The following is a 25505-nucleotide window of genomic DNA, read 5'->3' on the forward strand; positions in this document are numbered from 1 at the left end:
TCCGGGAGGCTCCATGCCCGCCGAGACGATCTTCTCCGCCGCCAACATGCTGGCCATGGCCGGTTGGCTGGCGCTGCTGCTCGCGCCGCGCGCCCGCTGGGCCAACTGGCGCCTCGCTGGCCTCGCCGTCCCCGGCCTGCTCGCCGCCCTCTACGTCGTGCTCCTGGCGATCCACGCCCCGGGCACGGAGGGCGGCTTCTCATCGTTGGCCGGTGTCGCCGCGCTGTTCCGGACGGAGGGCGTGCTGCTCGCCGGCTGGGTTCACTACCTCGCCTTCGATCTCTTCATCGGCGCCTGGATCTGCCGGCGCGGCGCGGCGGAGGGGATGAACGACTGGCTGGTGCGCCTCTGCCTGCCACCCACCTTCCTGGCGGGCCCCGCTGGCCTGCTGCTGTTCCTTGGCCTGCGACTGGCCTTCGCGAAGCGGGAGATCCCGGCATGAGCGCCGCCCTGCACGCCCCGACGGCGCCGGGCGCCATCTTCGCCGAGCTGCATCGCCGCCAGCCGATCCTGGCCAGTCTCGGCTGGGCCATGCTCGCGCTGCTGTTGCTCTGCCTTGCGGCCGCGGCGATCGACCCGCGGCAGTTCAACGGCGTCTCGGTCTGGGCGAAGCCGGCGAAATTCGCCGCCTCCTTCATCCCCTGGTTCTGGACCCTCGCCTGGGCCTGGGGCGTGCTGGCGCCCGCGGCCGCGAGAAGCGTCCCGGCGCAGTCGATCCTCTGGGGCACGGTCGCGGCCGCCCTGTTCGAGCAGGCCTGGATCACCTGGCGCGCCGCCTTCGGCCTGCCGAGCCACTTCGCCGAGGATCCGCTGGGCGGCGTGATGTACGGGTTGATGGGGCTCGGCGCGGTCACGCTCGTCGCGCTCGCCGCGCTCCTCGGCCTGCTCGTGCTGCTGCGCCCGCGCGCCGATCAGCCGCGACCCTGGGTGCTGGCGGTCGGCCTCGGCCTGCTGCTTGGCGGCGTGCTGGGCGGCATCTCGGGCGCGACCATCTCCGTGCTCGGCTCGCCGCATCTCGGCGGCACCGCGTCCAATGCCGGCGGCTTCGCACCCTTCTTCTGGTCGCGCGACGGCGGCGACCTGCGCATCGCGCATTTCCTCGGCGTGCATGCGATGCAGGCGCTGCCGATCCTCGCCCTGCTCGGCGCCGGATCGCGCGGCGTCCTGCTCGGTGCCGCGGGCTGGACCGTCCTGACCGCCGCCGCTTTCGCCCTCGCGCTTCGCGGCGTTCCGCTCTCGCCCTGAAGGCCCGTCTCGCGCAGCCTTGAGCGCCGGCACAACCGTCGCGCGTGCCATGCTGCCTTCCGGGCCCGCCACGGAGCCCTGGGAGGGAAGCTGTCATGACCAACGTCCGCCTCGCGCGGCGCGGCCTGCTTGCCGCTGCCGCCGCCGTCGCCGCGACACCCGCGCTGGCCCAGCGCCAGTATGGCCGCGGCGCGCCGCCGCAGCGCTATCCGGACCCCGACATCGTCGCCATCGACCCGCGCCGCTTCACCATGGGGCTCGGCAACGCCGCGATCCGGCGCCTGCACACCGGCATGCAATGGGCCGAGGGCCCCGCCTGGCACGCCACCGGCCGCTTCCTGGTCTGGTCCGACATCCCCTCCGACGAGGCGCTGCGGCTGAACGAGGAGGACCTCAGCGTCCATCGCCGCTTCCGCAGCCCCTCCGGCTTCTCCAACGGCAACACCTTCGACCGCGAGGGAAGGCAGATCGCCTTCCGCCACCTGCACCGCGACGTGGTGCGCTACGAGCCGGATGGCCGTGTCACCGTGCTCGCCGCGCGCGGCCCGGACGGGGCGTTCAACGCACCGAATGACGGCGTGGTCCATCCCGAGGACGGCGCGCTGTGGTTCACCGATCCCGGCTATGGCGCGCTGATGAACTACGAGGGTGAGCGCGTGCCGGACTCCGCCAATTCGCCGCGCCCCTTCATCAAGGAAGCGGTGTATCGCATCGATGCGCAATCGGGCGCGGTGACGAAGGTGACAGACGCGCCCTTCAAGCCGAACGGGCTCTGTTTCTCGCCCGACTACCGCATCCTCTATGTCGCCGACACCGGCGCCAGCCATTATCCGGAGGCCAAGAAGATCATCTGGGCCTTCGACGTGGACGGCCCGCGGCTGCGCAACCCGCGCACCTTCGCCGACACGACGCTGGACGGGAAGGCGGGCATGGCGGACGGCATCCGCGCCGATGAGCGCGGCAACATCTGGGCCGGCATGGGCTGGGTCGGCGACGGCTATGACGGCGTGCACATCTTCGCGCCGAATGGCGACCGCATCGGCCAGATCAAGCTGCCGGAGATCTGCTCGAATGTGTGCTTCGGCGGCACGCGGCGGAACATCCTGTTCATGACCGCGAGCCAGTCGCTCTACGCCCTGCCGGTGGAGACGCGCGGCGCGCATTTCTGCTGACACTCCGGCACCCCCGGCGATTGCGCTTGACGGGCGCGGTGTGCGCAAGGCGCAATCGCCGCAACGACAGGGAGGAGGACGCGCCATGATGCGCATGCAGGTTCTGCGTCGCGCCGCCATCGCCACGCTGCTGGCTGCCGGGCTCGGGCGCACAGCGTTCGCGCAACAGCCGTTGCAGATCGTCGTGCCTTTCCCCGCCGGCGGCGCAACCGATCTGATCGGGCGCATCATGCAGCCGGAACTCGGCCGGCTGCTCGGGCAGCCCGTGCTGGTGCGCAACGTCACCGGCGCCGCCGGCACCATCGGCACCGCGGAAGTGGCGCGGGCGCGCCCGGCGGGCGATGCGATGCCGACGCTGCTGCTCACGCCGATCGGGCCGATCTCGCTGCAGCCGCATATGCGCCGCCTTCCCTATGCGCCGCTGGCGGATTTCGTGCCGGTCTGCCAGGTGGCCGACACGCCGCTCTTCCTGCTGGTGAAGCCCGACGGCCCGGTGCGCGACGCCGCGTCGCTCGCCGCGGCGGCGCAGGCGCGGCGTGGGGAGCTGGCCTATGGCTCGGGCGGCGTCGGCACCATGCCGCATATCGCGGGGCTCTCGCTGACCCGCGCGATGGGGCTGGAGATGATCCATGTCCCCTATCGCGGCTCGGCCGAGAGCGGCCAGGCGGTGATCGCCGGGACGGTGGTGTTCACCATCGAGCAGGCGCCGCTGATCCACCAGTTCGGCATGCGCCCGGTGATGGTCTTCGCCGAATCGCGCAGCCCCGAACTGCCGGATGTGCCGACGGCGAAGGAAGCGATCGGCCAGGATCTGCGCTTCTCCATCTGGAACGGCCTGTTCGCGCCGGCCGGCACGCCGCCGGCGATCCTGGCGCGGCTGGAGCAGGCCTGCGCCGAGACGATGGCGACCGCGCCCGTCGTGGCTGGCATGGAACGCCTGAACACCCCGATCCGGCTGCGCCGAGGCGCGGCATTCGCCAGCCATCTCGCGGCCGAGGCGGCGGTGATGAGCCGGCTGATCGCGGAGAGTGGCGTGCGCGCGGAATGATCCGCGCGCGGCGGCCTCAACGCGCCTGAACCAGGACCCTACGCCGGACAGCGACCGCGCCGGCCGGCACGCCGGCGAACAGGTCCTTGCAGGCCTCCACGACGATGACACCGGCCAGCCGCGGGCAGGCCACGCGACCGCAGCGTTCCAGCACCGGCGCGGCCTTGCCCATCCAGCGCAGCCCGTAGGGCGGCACGAACAGCGCGGCCTCCTTCCGCTCGGCGCGGAACAGGTGGCGCGCGAGCAGCCGCTCGATCTGGCCGCGCGAATAGGGCTGGCCATGGCCGAAGGGGGTGCGGTCCAGATGCGCCCACATCCCCACCCGGTTCGGCACCACCAGCATCAGCCGGCCATCGTCGCGCAGCACCCGCCAGACCTCGCGCAGCAGGCGGCGCGCATTCTCCGCCCCCTCCAGCCCATGCACCAGCAGCACCCGGTCGAAGCTGCCGTCGGGCAGGGGCAGGTTCTCCTCCTCGGCCAGCAGCGTGGCGATGCCCGCGCGTGGCCGGAGCGGCTGGCCTCCGGCCAGATGTTCCGGCACCAGCGCCACGCAGCGATAGGCCTCCGCCCGCCACAGGCCCAGATAGGGTCCGGCCCAGCCCAGCCCCAGCACCGATTGGCCGGGCAGGGCGGGCCACAGCGCGGCCAGCCGCGCCGCCACCAGCCGCGCGGCGACATCCCCGCCGCGCGAGGCATAGAAGGCGGCCAGGCCGTGGACCTCGGTCGTCATGCGGACGATATAGGGCTTTCGGGCGCCGCATGGCACGGTGCCGCGGGCCCAGGCCGGGCAACGGGCGAGGGAGTGACGCGATGTCGCTGCGAATCGAGGCGGTTCCCTGCCTCCAGGACAACTATCTCTGGCTGCTGAAGGACGGGCCGACCGGCGCGGTCGCGATCTGCGACCCCGGCGAGGCCGGGCCCGCCATCGCGGCGGTGGAGCAGGCGGGCGGGCGGCTCGATTCCATCCTGCTGACGCATCACCATGGCGACCATGTCGCCGGCGTGGCCGAGCTCAAGGCCCGCTTTCCCGCGGCCAGGGTGGTCGGCGCCGCGCTGGACGCGCACCGCCTGCCACCGCTCGACCTGGTGGTGAAGGAAGGCGACATGGTGCCCGTCGGTGCCGCGCAGGCAGAGGTGCTTCACCTGCCCGGCCACACCACGGGCCATATCGCCTTCCACTTCGTGGCCGACCATGCGCTGCTCTGCGGTGACGTGGTCTTCGCCCTCGGCTGCGGCCGCCCGCTCGAGGCCGGGGGCATGGAGGCGCTGTGGCACTCGCTGCGCCGCGTCGCGCGGATGCCCGCCAACACCCGGCTCTGCTGCGGCCATGAATACACCGAGAGCAACGCCCGCTTCGCGCTGCATGTGGACCCCGACAACAAGGCGCTGAAGGCGGAAGCCGAAGCCGCCGGCGCGCTGCGGGCGGCGGGCCGCCCCACCGTGCCGACGACGCTGGCGCAGGAACTCGCGGCCAACCCCTTCCTGCGCGCGAAGGACCTGGCGGAGTTCACGGCCCGGCGCGAAGAGAAGAACCATTTCAAGGGATGAGCCACAGATGGCCATGAAGCTGCATTACAGCGCCAACAGCCCCTTCGCCCGGAAGGTGATGGCCTGCGCCGTCGCCCGCGGCATCGCCGACCGGATCGAGACGGTCGGCAGCAACCCGCATGTCTCGCCGGACGACCTGCTCCGGTCCAACCCGCTCTCCAAGATCCCCTGCCTGGTGCTTGAGGACGGCACGGCGATCTTCGACAGCCCGGTGATCTGCGAGTACCTCGATTCGGTGGGCGAGGCGAACGGCCTGTTCCCGAGTTCCGGCACGCCGCGCTGGGTGCGGATCTCCGTGATGCATGCGCTGGCCGACGGCATCGCCGATGCGCTGGTGGCGCGGCGGATGCATGGCGGCGCGCCGATGGACGAGGCCCGCAGCGCCTTCCTCGCCCGCCAGAAGGCGGCGGTGGCGCGCGGCCTTGCGGTGCTGGAATCCGATCCGCCCAAGGGCCTGTCCGACATCGGCGCGATCGCGGTGGCCTGTGCGCTCGGCTATCTCGATTTCCGCTTTGCCGACGAGCCCTGGCGCGCGGCGCATCCGCGGCTTGCCGCGTGGTTCGCCGAGGTCTCGCCGCTGGAGCCGCTCGCGCGGACCGTGCCGGGCGCATGAGCACCTCGCTCGCCTGGGACGAGCGCTTCGCCGGCGGCGACTTCCAGTTCGGCGAGGCGCCGAACCGCTACCTGGAGGAGCTTCGCCCCTGGCTCGCGGCGGGCATGCGCGCGCTGGCGCTGGGCGATGGCGAGGGCCGCAACGGCGTGTGGCTGGCCGCACAGGGGCTGCGGGTGACGTCGCTCGACTGGTCCGCTGTCGGCATGGCGAAGGCGGCGGCGCTTGCGGAACGCCGCGGCGTGGCGCTGGCGACCGTCGTCGCCGACGCCGCGGCGTGGGACTACCCCGAATCCGGCTTCGACCTCGTCGCCTGGATCTATGTCCACCTGCCGCCCGAGGACCGCGCGGCCGCCGCGCGCGGCGTGCTGCGCGCCATGGCGCCCGGTGGGCTGCTGGCGCTGGAATGCTTCACGCCGGCACAGCAGGGGCGGCGCAGCGGCGGGCCGAAGATGCCGGAGCTGCTGTGGTCGCGCGCCATCGTGGAGGAGCTGTTCGGCGAGCTGGAGGTGCTGGAACTGCTGGAAGGCACCGTCAGCCTGGATGAAGGCCCGCGCCACCAGGGCCCGGCCGAGGTGGTGCGGGCGCTGCTGCGCAAGCGCGGGTGATCAGCGTGCCCGCGCCGCGATGAAGCCGCCGCCGGCGACCATCAGCGTCGCGGCCGCCACGCGCAGCGACATGGTGCCCTCGCCGGCCGCGATCAGCAGCAGCGTGCTGGCCACCGGCACCGCATAAGCCAGCGTGCCGAGGAGCCGCGGATCGCCGCGCTTCATGCCGACATCCCACAGGAAGAAGGCCGCGCCCACCGGCCCGAGACCCAGTCCGACCGTCGCCAGCCATTGCCTCCCATCCGGCAAAACCGTGCCTTCAAACACCAGGTGCAGCAGCGCCGCCAGCGCCGCCGTCGCCAGGCAGAACCCCGCCACCGCCTCGGTCGGCACGCGCGACAGGCGCTGCGTGCCGGAGGTGACGGAATAGACCGACCACACCACCGCGCAGCCCGCCGCGGCCAGGAAGCCGGGCATGGCCTCCGGCGGGAAGGCGGCGCCGGGCCCGACGATCAGCAGGCAGCCCGCGAAGCCCAGCGCCACGCCCGCCAGCCGCGCCGGCCCCAGGCGCAGCCCCAGGATCGGCGCGGAGAGCAGCACGATCAGCAGCGGCCAGAGATAGTTGATGAGGTTCACCTCCACCGCCGGGGCCAGGGCGAAGGCGAGGAAATACAGCGCGTGGTAGCCGAACAGCCCGCCGACGCCGTGCAGCCAGGCGATCGGCGGCTGCGCCAGCCGCCGCGCCTCGCCGCGCGCCACCACGACGACGAGCCCGATCGTGCCGCCGATGGCGAAGCCCATCGCTGTCAGCTGCAGCGGCGGGATGCCGGCGGCCAGCCGGGACAGCAGCGCGAGGAACGCCCAGAGGATCAGCGCGCCGCAGCCGGCAAGCGTGGCGGAGGACATGGCGCGGCCTCATAGCCGCGCGCGGCACCCAGGCGAAGCCGGGGCGGGGGGCAGCGCTCGCCCCCCGCCCGTCGCAGTCTCAGAAGCGATAGCGCACGGCCGCGCCGATGACCCAGGGATTGAGGTCCGCCTGGCCGGTGACCGCACCGCCATTCACCCGCACGTCAGGGCTCAGATAGAGCTTCTTCACGTCCACATTGCCGATCCAGTTCGGCGTGATCTCCACGTCGACGCCGGCATTCAGCGCCCAGCCCCAGGCATTCTCGATGTCCACGGAGGTGATGCCCGCGCTGCGGCTGCCGCCCTCGCCGTAGAACACGGTGTAGTTCAGCCCGACGCCGAGGTAGGGGCTGATGCGGGAGGCCGGCAGCGGGTGGTACTGCAGCGTCACCGTCGGCGGCAGCGCCCAGACGCGGCCGAGATCGATGGTGCCGGCGCCCGGCACGTTGTTCACCTCCACGTCGTGGCGCGAGGTCGCCGCGATCACGTTCACCGCGACGTTCGGCGTGATGTAGTAGGTGAGGTCGAGCTGCGGCGTGATGGAATCGCTGGCGTTCGGCGTGCCGCCGATGCTGGTGCTGCCGCCGGACATGGGCAGAACGCCGATCAGCCCGGCACCGAGCACGAAATCGCCGGCGCGGAAGCCGCGTACCTCCTGGCCGAGCGCAGGCGCGGCCGCGACGGCGAGTGCCAGGGTCGCGGCGATCATCTTCACATTCATCTTCGAGGCCTTCCGATCCGCGGCGCGCCGCTGCGCGGCCGCGAACGGAAGTTTTCGACCCCGGGCGCGAAACAACCTTGATGCAGGTCAACCGGATGCTGCATCGCAGCGCGACGTTGCCGATATGCAACGCCCTGTCATTCCGGGAATCTCATCCCTTCTTCTTCTTCTTCTTCCGGGCGGCTTCCCCTGTCGGCCAGCCTGCCGCGTGCAGTTCCGCCAGCCGCGCCGGCAGCGCTGCACGCACAGCGGGCCGCGCCTGTTTGTCCTTCTTCCAGCGCTTCTTCTCGGGCTTGCTCATGCCGCAGCCGAGGCACCAGCCGGTGGCCTCGTCGTAGCGGCAGACATCGATGCAGGGACTCGCCATGCCCGCGCAACGCGCGGGCCGCCGCCGGGTGTCACGGCCAGAAGCGGTAGGCCACCGTCAGCCCGACCACGCCCTGGGTGGCGCTGCCGCGTTGCACCAGCGGGCTGTCCGCGGAATCGCCGAGGATGCGGCCGACCTCGCCGAAGGCGATCAGCGCCCAGCGGTCGTTGATCACATAGGTCGCGCCGCCCGCGAGGGCCGCGAACCAGTAGTCGTTCGGGGTGAACACCGCGTAGCCGCTGGTCTGCGACTGGGACGGGTCCACGCCGAACCAGGCCTCGGCGAAGCCGGAATTGCCCCAGGAGAGCCGGGGTCCGGCGGACAGGATCAGGTCCTGCCGCGGCCGGAAGATGCGGTCCAGCCGGGCTTCGGCCACCACGCCCGAATAGCCGCCGAAGGCCTGCCGCACCTCGCCGCGCGCCAGCCATTCGCGCGTGCCGTAGGAGACGAAGGCGCCGCCCTCGCCGGAGATGCCGATATCGCCCATGCCTGCCAGCGCAGGGTTGTCGTCCTGGTCGCGGCCGAAGCGCGGCTTGAGCACCAGCCCGGCGCTGAACCCGCCATCCCGCAGCAGCGTGGTCCCGAGGCCGTCGCGGAAGGACAGGAAGAAGGTGTCGTTCGGCGAGCGGATGTCGGGCGAGGCGAGCGGCCGGACGATGAAATCGTTGGAGCCGAGGTAGTCCGGCGAGAACAATGCGCCGACGCCGAGGCCGACACGCCACCGATCCTGCTGCGGCTGGCCGAAGGCCGGCGCGGCCTGCGGGGCGAGGCCGGTCTGTGCCAGGGCGGGTGCCGCGAGAAGGCACGGCAGCAGCGCGGCAAGGCCGCGCAGAAGGCGGTTCATCGAAGCGGGTCCCAGCGAGTTTCGCGGCGAGATGGTGTTCCGGCGCACGAATTCCACCGCTTTACCTTTCGCGCCCTCCCGGATAAGCGCCCGCGGGACACACTGCACAATCCGGAGACCAGCGCGGCATGCCGACGGACCTCGAGATCGCCCGCGCCGCGACCCTGCGCCCCATTGCCGAGATCGCGGAACGCGCCGGCATCCCCGCCGAGGCGCTGGAGCCCTATGGCAAATACAAGGCCAAGATCGACCAGGACTTCGTCGCGGAAGTCAGCGCCCGTCCGCCCGGCAAGCTGGTGCTCGTTACCGGCATCAGCCCGACCCCCGCCGGGGAGGGCAAGACCACCACCACCATCGGCCTCGGCGATGCGCTGAACGCGCTGGGCAGCAAGGCCATGATCGCGCTGCGCGAGCCCTCGCTCGGCCCCTGCTTCGGCGTGAAGGGCGGCGCCACCGGAGGCGGCCATGCGCAGGTGCTGCCGATGGAGGACATCAACCTCCACTTCACCGGCGACTTCCACGCCATCACCAGCGCCAACAACCTGCTCTCCGCGATGGTGGACAACCACCTCTACTGGGGCAACGAGCTTGGCCTCGATCCGCGCCGCGTCACCTGGCGGCGGGCGATGGACATGAACGACCGCAACCTTCGCGACTGCGTCGTCGGCCTCGGCGGGGCGACGCAGGGCGTGGTGCGGGAGGACGGATTCGACATCACCGTCGCATCCGAGGTGATGGCGGTGTTCTGCCTGGCGCGCGACCTGGCGGACCTGAAGGCGCGGCTCGGCCGCATGATCGTCGGCCGCACGCGGGACGGGAAGGCAATCACCGCCGCCGACCTCAAGGCCGATGGCGCGATGGCCGTGCTGCTGCGCGACGCGCTGTCGCCGAACCTGGTGCAGACCATCGCCGGCTCGCCCGCGCTGGTGCATGGCGGGCCCTTCGCCAACATCGCGCATGGCTGCAACAGCGTGGTGGCCACGCGCCTTGCGCTCGGCCTGTCCGACGTCGTCGTGACGGAGGCCGGCTTCGGTGCCGATCTCGGTGCGGAGAAGTTCCTGGACATCAAGTGCCGCATGGCGGGGCTGGAGCCCGGCGCCTGCGTCGTCGTCGCGACGGTGCGCGCGCTGAAGATGCATGGCGGCGTCGCCAAGGCCGATCTGGGCCGGGAGGACGTGGCGGCGGTGGAGCGCGGCGTGGTCAACCTCGCGCGTCATGTCGAGAACATGCACAAATTCGGCCTGCCCGTGGTGGTGGCGCTGAACCGCTTCACCTCCGACACGGCGGCCGAGATCGCCGCGGTCCAGCAGGCGATGGCGCGGCTGGATACGGAGGCCTTCCTGTGCACGCACTGGGCTGATGGCGCGGCGGGTGCGCTCGATCTCGCGCGCGCGGTGAAGGCGCGGCTGGATCGTGGCGCGGCCCGCTTCGCGCCGCTCTATCCCGATGCGATGCCTCTGGCGGAAAAGCTCCGCACCATCGCACGCGAGATCTACCGCGCCGCCGACGTCTCCATTCCCGCGCCGATGGCCCAGCGCCTGGCGCGCTGGGAACAGGAAGGCTTCGGCGGCCTGCCGGTCTGCGTGGCGAAGACGCAGTATTCCTTCAGCGCCGATCCGGCCGCGCTCGGCGCGCCGAGCGGCCATGTGCTGCCTCTGCGAGACGTGCGTCTCTCGGCTGGTGCCGGCTTCGTCGTGGCCATCTGCGGGGAGATCATGACCATGCCCGGCCTGCCGCGCCGCCCCGCCGCCGAATCCATCACGCTGGATGAAGCGGGTCGCATCGACGGGCTATTCTGAAGCGCGCCCCCGCGGCCAGCGCGGCGCGTCCAGCAGGCGCGCCAGCTCGTCCGGCACCGGCTCGGCGAGCGCGGCATCGTAGCGACGGGCCAGTTCGTCCCGCAGCCAGCGGTCGAAGGCCTGGTTGCCCGGATCATCCTCGTCGTGGTCGGGCTCTCGGCGCACCGCCGGGGGCGGTGGCGCCCCCGAGGATCGGAGTTGTGCGCTCATGCGGGAAGGAGCGTCCTGCGGGCCTCGTGGTTCCGCCTGTTCTCGCACGGCGGCAATGCAACCGTCACGAGGCGCAGCCCGCATCTGGAGCGATGGTTGCGCTGTGCCGTCCGTGCCGGTCCCACGTCATGCGAATACTTCGCGGGACCTTTCAGCGCCGCGCGTCGCCCACGCCCTGCAGGATGAAGCCGGCGAGCACGCGCGCCAGGCAGTCATGCAGCGCGTCGGCGACCTTCACGCGCCGATCCCGCGGCGCACGCTCCAGGTCGAGCGCCTCGGTCTCCGCCCAGTGGTTCATGATCTGCCAGCGGCTGAACAGCTGGCTTCCGGCCGCGGCTGCGGCGATGCGAAGCTGGTCGCGATACGGTTCCACATTCGCATTCGCGCGGAAGAAGCGCGAGAACTGCATGTCCATCAGGATCACGTCGGTCAGCTCGCCTCGGGTGGCGCGCAGCCGCGCCGCCGCCTCCTGGACAGAAGCCGACATCTCCTCGGGCGGCAGGCCGCGCGCCGCCTCCACCGTGCCGAGCTGCCAGATGATGAGATGCGGGCGGAACCGAGCGGCTTCCATCGCGATGATGCGCGCGTGCTCCGCCGCCGTGGTGCCCCGCCCCCCGAACACCTCGAGCTGCACTCTGGCTGGCGCCAGCCGTGATGCCAGCAGCGCCTGCAACCGCCGCGGCCAGCTGGCATCGGGGCCGGAGGTGCCGCCGCCGGCTGTGGAGGCGCTGCCCACCACCATGATCCGCAGGTCGCCGCGCGCGATGGCGGCGAAGGTGCCGGGCAGGGGGGCGGCCTCGGCCATGTCGGGCGGGGCAGGGCAGGCGTGTTCGGCGCGAGCGGTCGTCGCGCCCGGCGGCGAAAGCGCCAGGGCGGGGGCCAGCAGCAGGATCGCAGCCAGGCGGCGCATCGCGTTCATGGCGTAGCCGGCCCGCTCTGCGCCGGCAAGCTGGGCGGCGGGGGCTTCTTCCGCCGGCTGCCTTCGTTGCCATACCAGGCCCAGACCGCGCCCACGGCAACGAGCGCGGCCAGCCCCGCGAGGTTGACGGCAAGCTGCATCGGCACGCCTGCCGAGACCTCGATGGCGAGGCGCCCCAGGAAGGACAGGAAGATGCCGGCGCAGAAGACCGGCAGGCTCTGCTGCCCCATCAGGACAAAGGGCGTGCCCAGCCGGCCATGCAGGAACCGCGCCTGTGGCGGCATCAGATGCGCGATCAGCCAGGCCATCACCAGCACGCTGGCCAGCCTTGCCGGGTGCAGCCCGGCCTTGTCCACCCCCGCCATCCAGGCCGCGATCGCCTCGGGCCGTTCCAGGCCGAAGGCCGGGCCGTGCCAGACCAGGTTCAGCATCACCGCCACGGAAGCGAGACCCAGGATGGCAAGCGCCGCGACCCAGCGGTTCCAGGGAAAGCGTCGCGCGAGCCACGCCGGATCGGCGCGCGCCATCACCACGCCGATGGCGAACAGAAGCTGCCAGGCGAGGGGGTTGAAGAACCAGTCCCGCCCCGCCCAGCCTTGCGGCGCCAGGTCCAGCAGCCGCGCCGCGAGGTAGAGCGCCAGCGAAAGCACCAGCAGCAGGACCGGCCGCGCCAGCAGCGGCAGCGCCAGGGCGAACATCGCCAGCACCACGATGTAGAGCGGCAGGATGTCCAGGAAGGCGGGCTGGTAGCGCAGCAGCAGCGCCTCCAGCAGGGCGCGGTAGGGCTCCTGACCGAACGGGTCGAGCGCCAACTCGTCCAGATAGGCCGCCTGGTCGAGCAGTGCGGCGGAATAGCCGACCTGCGCGGTGAAGACGACGAAGAGGAAGATGTGGGCGACATAGAGCGTGCCCACCCGCCCGGCGATGCGCGCCGCGGCCGGCGCCCAGCCGTCGCGCTCCATCATGCGGCCATAGGCGAGGCCGGAGGCATAGCCGGCAAGCAGCACGAAGCCCTCCGTCGCATCGCAGAAGGCCACGTTGCGCAAGGTGAGATGGCCGAGCAGATTGCCGGGCGTGTGGTCGATGAAGATGAACCAGAGCGCCAGCCCCCGGACGAAGTCCACGCGAAGGTCGCGTCCGGGCCGGACGAGGGCAGAGAGGGCGCGCAGCATGCCACGCCACCTTCGCGGAGCCGGGACGGATGGCGCAAGCCTCGGTTGACGAACTCCTGCGCGAGGGTGCCGCGCGTCAAGCGCGGGGCGACCTGGATGGCGCCGCGCGGATGTACCGGAAGGTGCTCGCGCAGCAGCCGCGCAACGGCAATGCGCTGAACCTGCTGGGGCTGGTGGCGCGCCAGCGCGGCGATAGCGCTCGGGCCCTGGAACTTTCCACCCAGGCCGTGGCGCTGCGGCCGGACAGCCCGATCTTCCTGGCGAATCACGGAGCGGCACTGGCCGAGGCGGGCCGGCTGCAGGAAGCGGTGGCGGCGCTGCGGGCGGCGCTGGCGCGGCGGCCGGACGATGCGGTGGCGCTGCGCAACCTCGGGCAGGCGCTGACCACGGCCGGCAAGGCCTCGGCCGCGCTGGAGCCGTTGCGCCGCGCCGTGGCGCTGGCGCCCGAGGCGCCGGAGCCCTGGCTCGCCCTGGCGCATGCACTGCGCGAGGCGAAGGCGGAGGGCGCGGCGGAGGCGGCGCGGCGCGTGCTGGCGCTGCCCGCGGGCGTCGCGCTGCACGCCCAGGCGCGCTTCCTGCTCGCCGCGCTGGGCGAGGAGGCGGCGCCGGAACGCGCCCCCGCCGCCTATGTGCGGGAGCTGTTCGACCAGTATGCGCCGCGCTTCGACGCCGATCTGGAAGGCCGCCTCGGCTACCGCACGCCGGCGCTGCTGGCGGCGCTATTGGAGGCTGCCGGCGTCGCCGCGGACGGGTCGCGCCGCGTGCTCGACCTCGGCTGCGGCACGGGGCTGTCGGGCGTGGCGTTGAAGCCCTTCGCGAAGCGGCTCGTCGGCCTCGACCTGGCGCCGCGCATGCTGGCGGAGGCGGCGAAGCGCAGGCTTTACGATTCGCTGGAGGAAGCCGACCTGCTTGACGCCCTGCCGCGCCAGCGCGGCCGCTTCGACCTGGTCGCCGCGGCGGACGTGCTGAACTATCTCGGCGATCTCGCCCCCGCGTTGCACGGGATCGCGGAGGCGCTGGCGCCGGGCGGCCTCGCCGCCTTCAGCATCGAGGCCGGCGAGGGCGCGCCTTTCGCGCTCGGCGAGGGGCTGCGCTACCGCCACGATCCCGCGCATGTGGCCGTGCTGGCCGAGGCCGCCGGGCTCGTGCCCCATGCGCGGGAGGAGGCCGTGCTGCGCGAGGAGAAGGGCGTGCCGGTGCGCGGCGTGCTGTTCGTGCTACGGCGCGACTGAGCGCGCGATCGCGGCGACGTCGGCCGCCGCGGCGCAGGTGGGATGGCGCGTGAGCAGCGGCGTCTGCGCGCGGATCGCCTCCGGCACCTTCGCATCGCGCCGCACCAGCCCGGCGAGATCCAGCCCGCGGCCGAGGAAACGCCGCGTCGCCGCTTCCAGCGCGCCATGCACGCGCCGCGCGGCGGCCGGGCCGGCGGCCATGTTCACCACCAGGCGGGGCGCGGCCTGCGGCGCATCCTGCGCCAGCAGCTTCAGCACGGCATAGGCGTCGGTGAGGCTTGTCGGCTCCTCCGTCGCGAGCACCAGCGGGAGGTCGGATGCCGCCAGAAGCCGGCGCTGCGCCGGCCCGATGCCGGCCCCGATATCCAGGACGACATGCTGGAACGAGCCTGCGAGTTGCGCGGGCAAGGCCAGCACCGCCTGCATCTCCGCCGCGCCGAGTTCCGCCAGCGCGCCGGAGCCGGAGCGGCCCGGCAGCACGTAGAAGCCGGCGGGATGCGCGACCAGCGCTTCCTCCGCCGTCGCGCGCCCAGCGATCACCGCGCCGAGGTCGCGCGCCGGTGCCAGGCCGAGCTGCACATCGGCATTGGCCAGCCCGAGATCGGCATCCAGCAGCACCGCGCGCCGGCCAAGCTGCGCCAGCGCGTGCGCCAGCGTGATGGCGAACCAGGTCTTGCCCACGCCGCCCTTGCCCGAGGCCACAGCGATCACCTGCCCTGTCACGACGCCCCCTGCGCAAGACGCTGCGCCAACCAGCCGGGCGCCAGCGGCGTCAGCCCGGTTGCAATGTCCATGCCCGTGCCGGCCTCGGTGAAGGCGAGGTCGGCGGAGGCCGCCGCGGCCAGCACGCCGCCCAGCCGGCGCGCCGCATCCAGCCGTGTCGGCAGCAGGTGCCGGCAGCCCAGCAGGTGGAAGGCGCGCGCGGTCTCCGCCGCTTCCTCGGCGTCCAGCCCCGCGGGCAGCACCAGGACCTGCCGTCCCTGCGCGGCCTCGGCCAGCGCGGCGTGGCGGCGCGCGGCGGCATCGTCGAAGGGATCGCAGCCGGGCATGTCCACCAGGGCCGGCTGCCCCGCCGCGCGCCGTGCCAGCGCCTTCGCCAGCGCAGCCGGCGAATTCGCAATGGCCAGAGGCAGATCCAGCACGCGCGCGAAGGCGGCAAGCTGCTCCGCCGCGCCCGCGCGCCGCCCGTCGGCCGAGACCAGCAGCGGTTTCGTGCCGGCCAGCACCAGCCGCGTGGCGAGCTTCGCGCAACTCGTCGTCTTGCCCGCACCGGGCGGGCCGGCCAGCAGAAGTGCTGGTCCGTCGAGCGGCAGCGCTTCGAACCGGAAGACGCGTGCGATCGCCGCATCCAGCGCGCCGCCGGCGAGGCGCTGAGCCAGCGTCGCGGGCAGGTTGTGCCGGTGCAGCGCCGCGGGGATGGCCGAGGCGGCGCGCGCGGCATCGGGCGCGATCACCAGCGGCTCGTCGTCCGTGCTCTCCTGCGCAGCCGTCACCTCCACGCCGCCGGCGATGCGCCGCGTGCCGAGAATCACCGCCTCCTCGCCGAGTTCGGCGCGCAGCGTGGCCATCGCCTCGCTCATCCGCGCCGCACGTATGGTCCGCAGCCTCATCCGGCGACGGTACCCACCGTGCGGATGCGCGCGCGCGGGTGGATCTCGGCATGCGCCAGCACCACGGTCTGCGGCCGGAAGCGCTCCACCACGGCGCGCACATGCGCGCGGATGCCGCCCGAGCAGACCAGCACCGCCGGCTCGCCCTGCGCGCTCGCGCCGTCGAAGGCCTCGCGCAGCGCGCCCATGAACGCCGACAGGCGCGAGGGCGCCATGGCCAACTGCTTCTCCTCGCCCGGGCCGACCAGCGATTCGGCAAAGTCGCGTTCCCATTCCGGCGCGAGCGCGACGATGGGGATGGCGCCATGCGGCGCCCGCGCGGCGTCGCTGATCTGCCGCGCAAGCCGCGCACGCACCGTGGCGACGATGCCCGGCAGGCTGCGCGTGCCGGAGGCGGCGGCTTCCTGGATGCCTTCCAGGATCGTCGGCAGGTCGCGGATGGAAACCCGCTCCGCCAGCAGCGCCTGCAGCACGCGCTGCACAGTGCCGAGGTTGGCCTGCGCCGGGATCAGGTCCGAGACCAGGCGGCGATGTTCGGGCGGCAGCTCGTCGAGCAGCTTCTGCGTCTCGGCGAAGGAGAGCAGTTCCGGCATCGTGTCGCGCACGATCTCGGTCAGGTGCGTCGCCAGCACGCCGGCGCAATCCACCACGGTGCAGCCGAGCGCCAGCGCCTCCTCGCGCCGCGCTTCCTCGATCCAGGCGGCGGGCAGGCCGAAGCTCGGTTCCTGCACGCGCTCGCCCTGGATCGGCGGCGGATTGCCGGACGGATCGATGGCGAGGTGCAGCGGCGGCTTCAGCACGCCGCGCCCGGCCTCGATCTCCTTCACGCGGACGACGTAGGTGTCGGGCGGAAGCTGCAGATTGTCCTGGATGCGCACGCTGGGCAGCACGAAGCCCATCTCCTGCGCCGTCGTGCGACGCAGCGCGCGGATCTGTTCCGACAGCCGCGGCGCGTCGCCGGCCGCGAGGCTGAGCAACCCGTAGCCGAGCTCGAGCCGCAGCAGGTCCATCTTCAGCGCCTCTGCCGGCGGTGGCTCGCCCGGCGGGGGCGGCGGCGCGGCGGCCTCCGCCTCCTTGCGCTTCTCGCTGCGCCATTGCTCGCGCGCCAGCCAGCCGGCGACGCCCGCAAGGCTGAGGAAGGGCAGCGCCGGCATGCCCGGCAGCAGCGCCAGGAAGCCCGCCGCGCCGGCCGCCAGCGCCAGCGGCTTGGTCCCGCCGAGCTGCAGCGCCAGCGCCTTGTCCGCGCGCCCTTCCAGCCCGCCCTTCGTCACCACGATGCCCGCGGCGACCGAGACCAGCAGCGCCGGGATCTGCCCGACGAGACCATCGCCGACCGTCAGGAACGAGAAGGTCGTCACCGCCTCGCCGAAGTCCAGCCCGTGGCGCAAGGTGCCGATGGCGATGCCGGCGAGCAGGTTGATGCAGGTGGTGACAAGCCCCGCGATGGCGTCGCCGCGGACGAATTTCGCGGCACCGTCCATCGCGCCGTAGAAGCCGCTCTCCTCCTCCAGCTCCTTGCGCCGCGTGCGGGCCTCGGCCTCCGTGATGATGCCGGCGGAGAGGTCGGCGTCGATCGCCATCTGCTTGCCCGGCATGGCGTCCAGGCTGAAGCGCGCCGCGACCTCCGCGATGCGGCCCGAGCCCTTCGTCACCACGACGAAGTTCACCAGCAGCAGGATGGAGAAGACGATCAGCCCCACCAGCACGTCGCCGCCCATCAGGAAGCTGCCGAACGCGGAGATCACCGCGCCCGCCGATTGCGGCCCCTCATGCCCGCTGCTGAGGATCGCGCGCGTGGTCGCGACATTCAGCGCCAGGCGCAGCAGCGTGGTCAGCAGCAGCACCGTTGGGAAGGCGGTGAAGTCCAGCGGCCGGTGCATGAAGAGCGACACCATCAGCACCAGCACCGAGGCGGTGATGGACATCGCCAGCCCCATGTCCAGCAGCCAGGCCGGCAGCGGCACGACCAGTATGGCCACGAGCAGCACCACGCCGAGCCCGAGCGCGACATCGCCCGAGGGCTTCGCGTGGCCGACCCAATGCGGAAGGACGATGGTGCGCATGGCCTAGCCGAAGGGCAGCGCGATCGGCGCCTGCCCCGGTGCGGGCGGCACCGCGATGCCGGCGGCGCGATATTCCTGCAGCTTGTTGCGCAGCGTGCGGATGGAGATGCCGAGGATCTCCGCCGCGCGCGTGCGGTTGCCGAGGCAATGCGTCAGCGTCTCGAGGATCAGCTCCTGCTCCACCTCCTCCACCTTGCGCCCGACCAGTCCCGTGATGCGGAGCGCCGGGGAAGGCTGCGGGGCCGGCGCGCCGACCGGCGCTTCCGGTTGCCGCGGCTGCGTCAGCTCGATCGCGTCCAGCCCGATCTCCGCGCCATCCGCCAGCAGCACGGCGCGATGTACGCAGTTCTCGAGTTCGCGTACATTGCCCGGCCAGGGATGCGCGAGCAGCGCCGCCCGCGCCTGCGGCGAGAAGCCGCGCTGCGGCAGCCCGTTGGCGCGGGCGTAGCGCGCCCCGAAATGCTCGGCGAGCGGCAGGATGTCCGCCGGCCGTCCCCGTAGCGGCGGGATGTGCAGCGCGAGCACGTTCAGGCGGAAATACAGGTCCTCGCGGAAGCGGCCGCGCGAAACCTCCGCCGTCAGGTCGCGATGCGTCGCGGCCAGCAGCCGCACATCCACGCGCACCGGCGCCGTGCCGCCGAGCCGGTCCACTTCGCGTTCCTGGATGACGCGCAGGATCTTGGCTTGCAGGCGGGGATCCATCTCGCCGATCTCGTCCAGCAGCAGCGTCCCGCCATCGGCCTGTTCGAATTTTCCTTTCCGCGACGCGACCGCGCCGCTGAAGGCGCCCTTCTCGTGGCCGAACAGCTCGCTTTCCAGCAGCGTCTCCGGCAGGGCGGCGCAGTTCAGCGCGACGAAGGGGCCGCGCGCACGCCCGCTCAGCGCGTGGATGTGGCGCGCCAGCACCTCCTTGCCGGTGCCGCTTTCCCCGGTGATGAGCAGGCTCGCCTCGGCGCGCGCCAGTTGGGTGGCGCGCGCCAGCAGCGTGAGCATCGCGGGATCACGCGCGATCGGGCCTTCCGGCGGCGGCTCCGCGCCGGCGGCCTCCAGCATGGCGACGATCAAATCCGCATCCGGGGGCAGCGGCAGGAAGTCGCGTGCGCCGGCCTCGATGGCGCGCACGGCGGCGTCCGCATCCTCGGCATGGCCGCAGGCGACCACCGGGCAGGCGATGCGTTCGGCGTGCAGCGCGCCGACCAGCCAGGCCACGTCGTGGCGCAGATCCACCAGCGCGAGATCGGCGCCTTCCGACCGCAGACGCCCGAGCCCCGCGGCCACGCCTTCCGCATGCGCGAGCTTCGCCCCGCGCGCGATCGCCACGCGCGCCGCGGCCCCGAGTTCGCCTTCAAGCGAGCCGACGATCAGCAAGCGCGACATCACTGCCCTCCGCGATCGGCCTTGACGATTTCCGTCATCGTCACGCCGAGCCGGTTGTCATCCACCATCACCACCTCGCCGCGCGCGACCAGGCGGTTGTTGACGTAGATGTCCACCGCCTCGCCCAGCTTGCGGTCGAGTTCCACCACGGCGCCTCGGCCAAGCTTGAGAAGCTGGCTGACCTGCATCGTCGCGCGCCCCAGCACCGCGCTGACCTGCACGGGGATGTCGTACACCGCGTCCAGGTCGCGTTGCCCCGCCTGGCCCGCGCCCTGCTGCGCTTCCGTCACGGGGACGGGCTCGAAGCCTTCCTCGCCGCTCATGCTTCCTCGCTCCCGATCTCGAAGCCGGCCTCGCGCAGCGCGGCACGCACCGCCTCGCGCCGTGTTTCCAGTTCCACCAGGCAGGCGCCGTCGCGCCACGCGATGCGCGCATCGCCGTCCGGCAGGCTCGCATCGGATTCCACCGTCGGTCCGTGCGGCAAGTGCTGCGCGACGGCGTCCGCCAGTGCCGGCGCGACGAAGATCTTCGCCTCCGGCCGGTCCGCCAGTGCCGGCAGCAGCGTCGCCGCGACGCGTGCGATGAAGGGTGCGCCGCAGCGCGCCGCTTCCCCGGGCAACGCCGCATCCATCGCCGCGAGCAGCGTCGCGGCCAGCGCCTCCGCGGCCTCCTCCGCTGCCTGCCGGCCCTGTGCGGCGGCGTCGTGCAGTGCCGCCGCCACCTGCGCCAGGCTTGCTGCGATCGCCGCCTGCTGCGCAGCCGCCTGGCGGCGGATGCCTTCCTGCATGCCCTCGGCGAAGCCCCGCGCATGGCCATCCGCCTCGCCCTCGGTGCGCACCGCATCCAGCAACGCGGGATCGGGCGGCGCCGGCGTGTCCACCGGCGGCGGGCGCGACAGGTCCGGCAGGTGCAGCGCGAAGGCGGCCACGCGGAAATCCACGCTCATGCGATCATCTCGTCCTCGCGCCCGTCGGCCAGCTGGATCTGCCCCTGCGCAGCGAGGTCCTTCGCCTGCGAGACGATGGTGGCCTGCGCCTCGTCCACATCGCGCAGCCGCACGGGGCCGAGCGCGGCGAGGTCGTCCTTCAGCAGCTTCGCCGCGCGTTCCGAAAGGTTGCGGAAGAACATGTCGCGCATGGTCTCCGACGAGCCCTTCAGCGCCAGCACCAGCTTGTCCTTCGGGACGCTGCGCAGCAGCACCTGGATGCCGGCCTGGTCCAGCCGCTGCAGGTCGTCGAAGGTGAACATCAGCGCGCGGATCTTCTCGGCGCTTTCGCGGTTGCGTTCCTCCAGCGCGGCCAGGATCCGTGTCTCCGCCGCACGATCCAGGTTGTTGAAGATTTCCGCCATCACCTCATGCGCGTCGCGGCGCGACCCGCGGGCGAGGTTGGACATGAACTCCAGCCGCAGCGTGCGCTCCACGCCTTCCAGTGCTTCCTTCTGCACCGTCTCCATGCGCAGCATGCGCATCACCACCTCCATCGCGAAGCCTTCCGGCAGCAGCGACAGCACGCGCGCGGCATGGTCGGGCCGCACCTTGGACAGCACGACGGCGACGGTCTGCGGGTATTCGTTCTTCAGGTAGTTCGCCAGCACCGCCTCATTCACGTTGCCCAGCTTGTCCCACATGGTGCGGCCCGCGGGGCCGCGGATCTCCTCCATGATCTGCTGCACGCGCTCCTTCGGCAGCGATTTCAGCAGCAGCCGCTCCGTCACCTCGAAGGAGCCGACGAGATGCCCGGTCTGGCCCAGCGCCGCGGTGAATTCCCGCGCCACCTCCTCCACCTGCGTGGAGGAGACGGTGCCGAGCGCGGCCATGGCGATGGACAGGTCGCGGATCTCGTCCTCATGCATCAGCGCGAAGATCTTGGCCGCCTGCTCCTCGCGCAGCGCCAGCATCAGCGTCGCCGCCTTCTGCGGGCCGCTCAGTCCCTTGCCGCGGGCCATCAATCGTTATCCTCCGGCATCAGCCAGCGGCGCAGCACGGCGGCGCTCTGGTCGGGGCTGGCATCCACCATCTCCGCCAGCGCCTGCAGCGCGGAGGCGCGCAACTGGCCCTCCACCCGCTCCACGCTGACCAGGCGGTCCTCGGCCGGCGCGCCGTTCTCGCTTGCGGCGCCGGGCAGCGCCGCGGTGCCGCCGCCGGCGATGGCGGCCGGGCTGCCGCCGGGCAGCGCGCCCTCCGCGTCCACCCCGCCGGGCAGCGCGCCGGCGCCGGCCGCGGCGAGCGCGGGCGGCGGCGCCAGCGCCAGGCCGATGCGCCCCACCAGGGGGCGGCCGAGCAGCAGGATCGCCACCAGCGCCACCAGCGCCAGGATCGCGCTTTCCACGATGCGGCCCATCAGCGCGGGCGGGACAGTCTGGCCGAGGATGACGAAGCCTTCCGGCGGCGCATCGGCGGGCGGCGGCTCGGCGAAGCGCAGGCTGACGACCTCCACCTTGTCCCCGCGACGCTCGTCGAAGCCCACCGCGGAGCGCGCCAACGCGGCGATGCGTTCCATCTCGTCCGCCGTGCGCTCGCGCCAGCGCGGCGGGCCGCCCTCCACCGGCTCCCACACGCCATCCACCAGAACGGCCACCGAGATGCGCTTCAGCGAAGGCTGCTCGCGCGTGGTGCTGCGCGTCGTGCGGCCGATCTCGAAATTCGTCGTCTCCTCCTGGCGGGACTGGTCGGTGCGCGCGCCGCCCTGCTCGTTGGCGCCGCCGGGAAGCTGGTTCTGCACGGAGACATTGCCCGGTTCCGTGCTGCGGTTCGTCTCCTGCGTGGACTGCGTGCTGCGCGGCACCTGGTTCTCGGGGTCGAAGCGCTCCTCCTGCGTCTGCACGCGGTCGAAGTCGAGCTCCACCGCTGCTTCCGCGCGCACGCGGCCAGTGCCGAGCGTGCGTTCCAGCAGGTCCTCCACCGCGCGCGCCAGGCGCATCTCCTGCGTGCGTCGCAGCTCGTCGGCGGTCTGCGCCGCGGCCGGCCCGGACAGCGGCTGGCCGCCGCGCGCCAGCAGCTCGCCGCGGCTGTCCACGATGGAGACGTTCTGCGGCCGCAACCCGGGAACGGCGGTGGAGACCAGGTGCAGCACCGCCTGCACGCCTTCCCGGTCCAGCCGCTGCGCACCGAGCATGGTCAGCACCACGCTGGCCTGCGCCTCCCCGCGTTCGCGCGAGAAGGGCTCGCGCCGCGGCAGCACCAGGTGCACGCGCGCCTGGCGCACGCCGCTCAGGCCGCGGATGGTGCGCGACAGCTCGCCTTCCAGCGCGCGGAGGCGGTTGATGTCCTGCTGGAACGGCGTGGTGGTCAGGCGTTCGCCACGGTCGAAGATCTCGTAGCCGACGGACCCGCCCGCGGGCAGCCCTTCGCGCGCCAGCAGCAGGCGGATGCGCGGCACCTCGGCCTCCGGCACCAGCACCTGGCTGCCGCCGCCGGCCAGGCGGTGCGGGATGCGCTGGCGTTCCAGCGTGGCCACCACCTGCGCCGCGTCGCGCTGGTCCAGCTCGCCATACAGCAGCGCCATCGGGGGATCCGCCGCGCGCAGCGCCAGGAAGGCCAGCAGCCCCAGGATGGCGGCGCCGACGCCCGCCAGCGCGGCCAGGCGCATCGGCCCGAAGCCGCGCAACTGCGCGATCAGCCCGCCCATGCGCATCCTGCGCAGATCATCCCGGCACCTTGCTCCGCCGACCCTCGGCGGGCAGTTCTTGCCGGGTAGCGGTAACGGCGGAGTTAAGAGGACGGCATTTCCCGCAACTGATCGAATCCGACCGTCGCCGCGCCCATGCGCAGGATCAGTGCGCCGTCGCTGCGCGCGGCACCGGTCACGCGGCCCGTGACGGCAGCGGTGAGCGGCAGGTCCGTGCCATCTTCGGCGCGGCCGGTGACCACCACGCGATAGGCGCCGTCCTGGCGTTGCGTGCCGCTCGCGTCGCGGCCGTCCCAGCTCCAGCTCGTTGCCGCGCTGCCCAGCGTCACCGTCTCCCGCCGCAGCGCATTGCCGGTGGAATCCTGCACCTCGATCACCGCGCGCCGCGCCGCGCCCGCCGCCGGCAGCGCCACCTCCGCACGGCCATCCTGCAGCGGCAGCACGTCGCTCTCCACCGTCACGCGCCGGCCGATGAGGGAGGCCGTCTCCGCAAGCTGCCCGGCCTGCTGCAGCGTCAGCAGGCGTTCCAGCGTCTGGTTGCCGGCAAGCTGCTGCTCCACGGTGGCGAACTGCACGAGCTGCTGGGTCAGCGTCTCGGTGTCCATCGGCTTGGTCGGGTCCTGGTTCCGCAGCTGCGTGGTCAGCAGCGTCAGGAAAGTGCCGAGATCGGCCGAAAGGCGCGGCCCTGTCGCGGTGCCGCTGCTGCTGGTGGCGGAGACGGAGAGGCTGCCGCTCATCGCGCGAAATCCTTCTTCACAGGGCGAGGTCGATCAGGCCGCGCGGCGCGCCGCGCTGCGTCGTGGCGGCTGCTTCGCCGCGCGGGGCGGCTGGCGTCTGCGCCCGGGCGCCGCGGCGCTCCCGGCGTTCGCCGCCCTCGCCGCCAAGGCCGAAGGAGAGGCTCGCGCTGCGTCCCTCGCCACCAAGGCCGGCATCCGACAGCGCGCGCTCCAGCTCCGCACGGTCGCGCTGCAGCAGGGCGAGCGTCTCCGGCCGTTCGGCGCGCAGGCTGACGACGGCATCGCCGCCGCTGCGCTCGATCGCCACCTCCACGCGGCCAAGCTCGCCGGGTTCCAGCGTGAGTTCCAGCCGCGAATCCGGGCCGAGCGCGAGCGCGACCGCGAAGGGCGCCACCTGCCGCGCCGGCCAGGGCACGGGTGTGGCGGAACGTCCGGGCGTCGGGGCCGGATCGGCAGGTGTCGGCGCGGGCGGCGCCGTGGAGCTCGGCGCGACGAGGCCGCTCGTGTCGGGCGTGGTTGCCGTGGCGTCGGATGGCGCGGCGCCATGCCGGCGTTCCTCCGGTGACGGAGCGGCCGGCGGCGGCCCCGGCGCCGCCGGCGTTTCCGGGCTGGCTTGCACCGACGGCATGTCGGTAGCGGGTGGCGGCCGTGTTGGCGCCGCGGAAGACGTCCAGGGCGTGTCGCCGCGCGGCGTCGCTGCTTCGATCGCGGCCATGCGCGGTGCCGCCGCCGGCACGGCAGGAGGCTGCCGCGGCGGCGGCAGGGTTGCCGCCGCGCCGGGGACGGACGGCAGGGCAGCCGTTGCTTCCGTGCGCGGCTGCGCGGCATCCGGCGCAGGCGTGGCCGCCGCCTCGGCCACCGACGGCACCGGCTGAGGCGATGCGCCGTCCAATCGATGCGCGGCGTGGGGCGGGGCCGCTCCCGACCCGGCCTGCGCGACCGGTCGCACGACCTCCGGGGCCGCTTCCGCGACCTTCATCCGCGGCGCGGTGTCCGGCAGGCCGGCCGTCGCCTCGGGGATCGCGTCGCCTGGCGGCATCGCGACGGCTTCGGGCCGGGGCAATCCTGTCATGATCGTCGCGTCGCGGAGGTCAGGCGACACGGTGTCGGAAACGGGCGTGTCGATGGCGGCATGCAGCCCCGTCCGCGGCGTCGCGTCCGGCTGCGCCGCGACCGTCTCCGATGCGTCCGGCGCGATGCGGGCCGCCGCATGCGGCGTCGGCGTCATGCCCGGCCTCGGCGAGCCCGAGACCAGGGCGGCCGCTTCGAGGACGGGCGCTTCCCCCAGGGCTCGTTGCGGCAGAGCGGCCGGCGGCGCAGGGGGCATGGGAGGCATTGGCGGCGCAAGGACCGGTGGCGGCGTGTCCGACCGATCCGGCGTCGTCCCGGGCTCTGCGGCGGGCGCGTCACCCCGCTGTTCCTCCCCGCCCACGCCCGCCGGGCCCATGGCGAGCGCCGTCGCCGGCATCGCGGGAACGAGCGAGCCCGCCTCCGCCTCCGGGACCGGTTCCGCTTGCATCACGGGTGCGACGAGGCCGGCGAGCAGCGCCGCGAAGCCCGGCGCACCATCGGCGTCCGGCATGCCGGAGGCCGGCAGCGCCGGGAGGGCGGGAAGGGCGGGCAGCGCATCCATCGGCGCGCTCCTGCGCAAGCGTCATGCCGCGCCGTCGCCGCTCGCAGCCGGCAATCCTGCCCCTCCGCGCGGCAGAACCTGCCGGGACGCGGCAAGGCGCGCAGCACCCGGCCCT

27 protein-coding genes are annotated in these 25505 nt (G+C 73.0%); 9 read left to right on the forward strand and 18 right to left on the reverse strand.

Annotated features, from left to right (window positions below; genetic code table 11):
- Positions 1 to 13 precede the first annotated feature (13 nt).
- From E4T13_RS26465 to E4T13_RS26480, 4 genes are all read left to right on the forward strand, one after another.
- Positions 14 to 442: an ABA4-like family protein gene (locus tag E4T13_RS26465; RefSeq protein WP_137181348.1), complete on the forward strand. Its 429-nt coding sequence runs from the start codon at positions 14 to 16 to the stop codon at positions 440 to 442.
- Positions 439 to 1245: a hypothetical protein gene (locus tag E4T13_RS26470; protein ID WP_137181349.1), complete on the forward strand. Its 807-nt coding sequence runs from the start codon at positions 439 to 441 to the stop codon at positions 1243 to 1245. Before E4T13_RS26465 ends, E4T13_RS26470 begins: the two co-directional genes overlap by 4 nt.
- A 95-nt stretch (positions 1246 to 1340) precedes the next feature.
- Positions 1341 to 2417: an SMP-30/gluconolactonase/LRE family protein gene (locus tag E4T13_RS26475; protein WP_137181350.1), complete on the forward strand. Its 1077-nt coding sequence runs from the start codon at positions 1341 to 1343 to the stop codon at positions 2415 to 2417.
- Between the two features lie 85 nt (positions 2418 to 2502).
- Complete coding sequence (locus tag E4T13_RS26480) at positions 2503 to 3465, forward strand: tripartite tricarboxylate transporter substrate binding protein (RefSeq protein ID WP_137181351.1); 963 nt, start codon at positions 2503 to 2505, stop codon at positions 3463 to 3465.
- 16 nt (positions 3466 to 3481) lie between these two features.
- Here E4T13_RS26480 and E4T13_RS26485 read toward each other — a convergent pair whose 3' ends face one another.
- Positions 3482 to 4195, reverse strand: coding sequence for a class I SAM-dependent methyltransferase (locus E4T13_RS26485; RefSeq protein ID WP_137181352.1), 714 nt, complete (start codon positions 4193 to 4195; stop codon positions 3482 to 3484).
- Between the two features lie 80 nt (positions 4196 to 4275).
- On the opposite strand from E4T13_RS26485, the gene gloB reads away from it, so the two are divergent.
- Genes gloB through E4T13_RS26500 form a run of 3 tightly spaced genes read left to right on the forward strand, consistent with a single transcriptional unit; the run spans position 4276 to position 6231 of the window.
- Positions 4276 to 5013: a hydroxyacylglutathione hydrolase gene (gene gloB / locus E4T13_RS26490; RefSeq protein WP_137181353.1), complete on the forward strand. Its 738-nt coding sequence runs from the start codon at positions 4276 to 4278 to the stop codon at positions 5011 to 5013.
- 7 nt (positions 5014 to 5020) lie between these two features.
- A complete protein-coding gene (locus tag E4T13_RS26495; RefSeq protein ID WP_408906401.1) occupies positions 5021 to 5626 on the forward strand; it encodes a glutathione S-transferase N-terminal domain-containing protein in 606 nt (201 codons plus the stop codon).
- On the forward strand, positions 5623 to 6231 hold the full coding sequence (locus E4T13_RS26500; RefSeq protein WP_137181354.1) for a bifunctional 2-polyprenyl-6-hydroxyphenol methylase/3-demethylubiquinol 3-O-methyltransferase UbiG: 609 nt from the start codon (positions 5623 to 5625) through the stop codon (positions 6229 to 6231). Before E4T13_RS26495 ends, E4T13_RS26500 begins: the two co-directional genes overlap by 4 nt.
- Here E4T13_RS26500 and E4T13_RS26505 read toward each other — a convergent pair whose 3' ends face one another.
- From E4T13_RS26505 to E4T13_RS26520, 4 genes are all read right to left on the reverse strand, one after another.
- The gene (locus E4T13_RS26505) at positions 6232 to 7077 is read right to left on the reverse strand and encodes a DMT family transporter (RefSeq protein ID WP_137181355.1); all 846 of its coding nucleotides are present in this window, start codon (positions 7075 to 7077) and stop codon (positions 6232 to 6234) included.
- Between the two features lie 79 nt (positions 7078 to 7156).
- Positions 7157 to 7798, reverse strand: coding sequence for an OmpW family protein (locus tag E4T13_RS26510; RefSeq protein WP_137181356.1), 642 nt, complete (start codon positions 7796 to 7798; stop codon positions 7157 to 7159).
- A gap of 151 nt (positions 7799 to 7949) precedes the next feature.
- Positions 7950 to 8165, reverse strand: a complete 216-nt coding sequence (locus tag E4T13_RS26515) for a DUF1289 domain-containing protein (protein WP_137181357.1) — start codon at positions 8163 to 8165, stop codon at positions 7950 to 7952.
- Between the two features lie 31 nt (positions 8166 to 8196).
- A complete protein-coding gene (locus E4T13_RS26520; protein ID WP_137181358.1) occupies positions 8197 to 9009 on the reverse strand; it encodes a MipA/OmpV family protein in 813 nt (270 codons plus the stop codon).
- Positions 9010 to 9137: 128 nt separating this feature from the next.
- Between E4T13_RS26520 and E4T13_RS26525 the strand changes: the two genes are divergently transcribed.
- A complete protein-coding gene (locus E4T13_RS26525; RefSeq protein ID WP_137181359.1) occupies positions 9138 to 10808 on the forward strand; it encodes a formate--tetrahydrofolate ligase in 1671 nt (556 codons plus the stop codon).
- On the opposite strand, the gene E4T13_RS26530 is transcribed toward E4T13_RS26525, so the two are convergent.
- The 3 genes from E4T13_RS26530 to E4T13_RS26540 all read right to left on the reverse strand — a co-directional run bounded on the left by E4T13_RS26530 (position 10800) and on the right by E4T13_RS26540 (position 13109).
- Positions 10800 to 11018 (reverse strand): hypothetical protein, encoded by a 219-nt coding sequence (locus tag E4T13_RS26530; protein WP_137181360.1) that lies wholly within the window; start codon positions 11016 to 11018, stop codon positions 10800 to 10802. The two genes, E4T13_RS26525 and E4T13_RS26530, sit on opposite strands and share 9 nt — an antisense overlap.
- A 151-nt stretch (positions 11019 to 11169) precedes the next feature.
- The gene (locus E4T13_RS26535; protein ID WP_137181361.1) at positions 11170 to 11937 is read right to left on the reverse strand and encodes an SGNH/GDSL hydrolase family protein; all 768 of its coding nucleotides are present in this window, start codon (positions 11935 to 11937) and stop codon (positions 11170 to 11172) included.
- Positions 11934 to 13109 carry an OpgC family protein gene (locus E4T13_RS26540; RefSeq protein ID WP_137181362.1) on the reverse strand — a complete coding sequence of 392 codons (1176 nt, stop codon included), beginning with the start codon at positions 13107 to 13109 and terminating at the stop codon, positions 11934 to 11936. Before E4T13_RS26540 ends, E4T13_RS26535 begins: the two co-directional genes overlap by 4 nt.
- A gap of 29 nt (positions 13110 to 13138) precedes the next feature.
- On the opposite strand from E4T13_RS26540, the gene E4T13_RS26545 reads away from it, so the two are divergent.
- On the forward strand, positions 13139 to 14341 hold the full coding sequence (locus tag E4T13_RS26545; RefSeq protein WP_137181363.1) for a methyltransferase: 1203 nt from the start codon (positions 13139 to 13141) through the stop codon (positions 14339 to 14341).
- Here E4T13_RS26545 and E4T13_RS26550 read toward each other — a convergent pair.
- From E4T13_RS26550 to E4T13_RS26595, 10 genes are all read right to left on the reverse strand, one after another.
- Positions 14327 to 15052, reverse strand: coding sequence for a P-loop NTPase (locus E4T13_RS26550; RefSeq protein ID WP_240791308.1), 726 nt, complete (start codon positions 15050 to 15052; stop codon positions 14327 to 14329). The two genes, E4T13_RS26545 and E4T13_RS26550, sit on opposite strands and share 15 nt — an antisense overlap.
- Positions 15053 to 15060: 8 nt before the next feature.
- Positions 15061 to 15921 (reverse strand): GTP-binding protein, encoded by an 861-nt coding sequence (locus E4T13_RS26555; protein WP_240791309.1) that lies wholly within the window; start codon positions 15919 to 15921, stop codon positions 15061 to 15063.
- Positions 15922 to 15947: 26 nt separating this feature from the next.
- Positions 15948 to 18014 carry a flagellar biosynthesis protein FlhA gene (flhA, locus tag E4T13_RS26560; RefSeq protein ID WP_137181365.1) on the reverse strand — a complete coding sequence of 689 codons (2067 nt, stop codon included), beginning with the start codon at positions 18012 to 18014 and terminating at the stop codon, positions 15948 to 15950.
- A 3-nt stretch (positions 18015 to 18017) separates the two neighbouring features.
- On the reverse strand, positions 18018 to 19391 hold the full coding sequence (locus tag E4T13_RS30945; RefSeq protein WP_137181366.1) for a sigma-54 dependent transcriptional regulator: 1374 nt from the start codon (positions 19389 to 19391) through the stop codon (positions 18018 to 18020).
- Positions 19391 to 19714, reverse strand: a complete 324-nt coding sequence (fliN, locus tag E4T13_RS26570) for a flagellar motor switch protein FliN (protein ID WP_240791310.1) — start codon at positions 19712 to 19714, stop codon at positions 19391 to 19393. Before fliN ends, E4T13_RS30945 begins: the two co-directional genes overlap by 1 nt.
- Positions 19711 to 20337, reverse strand: a complete 627-nt coding sequence (locus E4T13_RS26575; RefSeq protein ID WP_137181367.1) for a FliH/SctL family protein — start codon at positions 20335 to 20337, stop codon at positions 19711 to 19713. Before E4T13_RS26575 ends, fliN begins: the two co-directional genes overlap by 4 nt.
- Entirely contained in the window at positions 20334 to 21338 is a 1005-nt protein-coding gene (gene fliG, locus E4T13_RS26580) for a flagellar motor switch protein FliG (RefSeq protein ID WP_137181368.1), read from the reverse strand. Before fliG ends, E4T13_RS26575 begins: the two co-directional genes overlap by 4 nt.
- Positions 21338 to 23020 carry a flagellar basal-body MS-ring/collar protein FliF gene (gene fliF, locus E4T13_RS26585; protein ID WP_137181369.1) on the reverse strand — a complete coding sequence of 561 codons (1683 nt, stop codon included), beginning with the start codon at positions 23018 to 23020 and terminating at the stop codon, positions 21338 to 21340. Before fliF ends, fliG begins: the two co-directional genes overlap by 1 nt.
- 83 nt (positions 23021 to 23103) lie before the next feature.
- Positions 23104 to 23757: a flagellar hook assembly protein FlgD gene (locus tag E4T13_RS26590; RefSeq protein WP_137181370.1), complete on the reverse strand. Its 654-nt coding sequence runs from the start codon at positions 23755 to 23757 to the stop codon at positions 23104 to 23106.
- A 16-nt stretch (positions 23758 to 23773) separates the two neighbouring features.
- Entirely contained in the window at positions 23774 to 25390 is a 1617-nt protein-coding gene (locus tag E4T13_RS26595; protein WP_137181936.1) for a flagellar hook-length control protein FliK, read from the reverse strand.
- Between the last annotated feature and the right edge of the window lie 115 nt (positions 25391 to 25505).

Origin of the sequence: Roseomonas sp. AR75 (genome assembly GCF_005222815.1) — a bacterium.
Classification (GTDB): Bacteria; Pseudomonadota; Alphaproteobacteria; order Acetobacterales; family Acetobacteraceae; genus Falsiroseomonas.

Coding starts and splice junctions, on each gene's coding strand:
- E4T13_RS26465 (WP_137181348.1), top strand. CDS start 14: ATGCCCGCCGAGACGATCTTCTCCGCCGCCAACATGCTGGCCATGGCC.
- E4T13_RS26470 (WP_137181349.1), top strand. CDS start 439: ATGAGCGCCGCCCTGCACGCCCCGACGGCGCCGGGCGCCATCTTCGCC.
- E4T13_RS26475 (WP_137181350.1), top strand. CDS start 1,341: ATGACCAACGTCCGCCTCGCGCGGCGCGGCCTGCTTGCCGCTGCCGCC.
- E4T13_RS26480 (WP_137181351.1), top strand. CDS start 2,503: ATGATGCGCATGCAGGTTCTGCGTCGCGCCGCCATCGCCACGCTGCTG.
- E4T13_RS26485 (WP_137181352.1), bottom strand. CDS start 4,195: ATGACGACCGAGGTCCACGGCCTGGCCGCCTTCTATGCCTCGCGCGGC.
- gloB (WP_137181353.1), top strand. CDS start 4,276: ATGTCGCTGCGAATCGAGGCGGTTCCCTGCCTCCAGGACAACTATCTC.
- E4T13_RS26495 (WP_408906401.1), top strand. CDS start 5,021: ATGGCCATGAAGCTGCATTACAGCGCCAACAGCCCCTTCGCCCGGAAG.
- E4T13_RS26500 (WP_137181354.1), top strand. CDS start 5,623: ATGAGCACCTCGCTCGCCTGGGACGAGCGCTTCGCCGGCGGCGACTTC.
- E4T13_RS26505 (WP_137181355.1), bottom strand. CDS start 7,077: ATGTCCTCCGCCACGCTTGCCGGCTGCGGCGCGCTGATCCTCTGGGCG.
- E4T13_RS26510 (WP_137181356.1), bottom strand. CDS start 7,798: ATGAATGTGAAGATGATCGCCGCGACCCTGGCACTCGCCGTCGCGGCC.
- E4T13_RS26515 (WP_137181357.1), bottom strand. CDS start 8,165: ATGGCGAGTCCCTGCATCGATGTCTGCCGCTACGACGAGGCCACCGGC.
- E4T13_RS26520 (WP_137181358.1), bottom strand. CDS start 9,009: ATGAACCGCCTTCTGCGCGGCCTTGCCGCGCTGCTGCCGTGCCTTCTC.
- E4T13_RS26525 (WP_137181359.1), top strand. CDS start 9,138: ATGCCGACGGACCTCGAGATCGCCCGCGCCGCGACCCTGCGCCCCATT.
- E4T13_RS26530 (WP_137181360.1), bottom strand. CDS start 11,018: ATGAGCGCACAACTCCGATCCTCGGGGGCGCCACCGCCCCCGGCGGTG.
- E4T13_RS26535 (WP_137181361.1), bottom strand. CDS start 11,937: ATGAACGCGATGCGCCGCCTGGCTGCGATCCTGCTGCTGGCCCCCGCC.
- E4T13_RS26540 (WP_137181362.1), bottom strand. CDS start 13,109: ATGCTGCGCGCCCTCTCTGCCCTCGTCCGGCCCGGACGCGACCTTCGC.
- E4T13_RS26545 (WP_137181363.1), top strand. CDS start 13,139: ATGGCGCAAGCCTCGGTTGACGAACTCCTGCGCGAGGGTGCCGCGCGT.
- E4T13_RS26555 (WP_240791309.1), bottom strand. CDS start 15,921: ATGAGCGAGGCGATGGCCACGCTGCGCGCCGAACTCGGCGAGGAGGCG.
- flhA (WP_137181365.1), bottom strand. CDS start 18,014: ATGCGCACCATCGTCCTTCCGCATTGGGTCGGCCACGCGAAGCCCTCG.
- E4T13_RS30945 (WP_137181366.1), bottom strand. CDS start 19,391: ATGTCGCGCTTGCTGATCGTCGGCTCGCTTGAAGGCGAACTCGGGGCC.
- fliN (WP_240791310.1), bottom strand. CDS start 19,714: ATGAGCGGCGAGGAAGGCTTCGAGCCCGTCCCCGTGACGGAAGCGCAG.
- E4T13_RS26575 (WP_137181367.1), bottom strand. CDS start 20,337: ATGAGCGTGGATTTCCGCGTGGCCGCCTTCGCGCTGCACCTGCCGGAC.
- fliG (WP_137181368.1), bottom strand. CDS start 21,338: ATGGCCCGCGGCAAGGGACTGAGCGGCCCGCAGAAGGCGGCGACGCTG.
- fliF (WP_137181369.1), bottom strand. CDS start 23,020: ATGGGCGGGCTGATCGCGCAGTTGCGCGGCTTCGGGCCGATGCGCCTG.
- E4T13_RS26590 (WP_137181370.1), bottom strand. CDS start 23,757: ATGAGCGGCAGCCTCTCCGTCTCCGCCACCAGCAGCAGCGGCACCGCG.
- E4T13_RS26595 (WP_137181936.1), bottom strand. CDS start 25,390: ATGGATGCGCTGCCCGCCCTTCCCGCCCTCCCGGCGCTGCCGGCCTCC.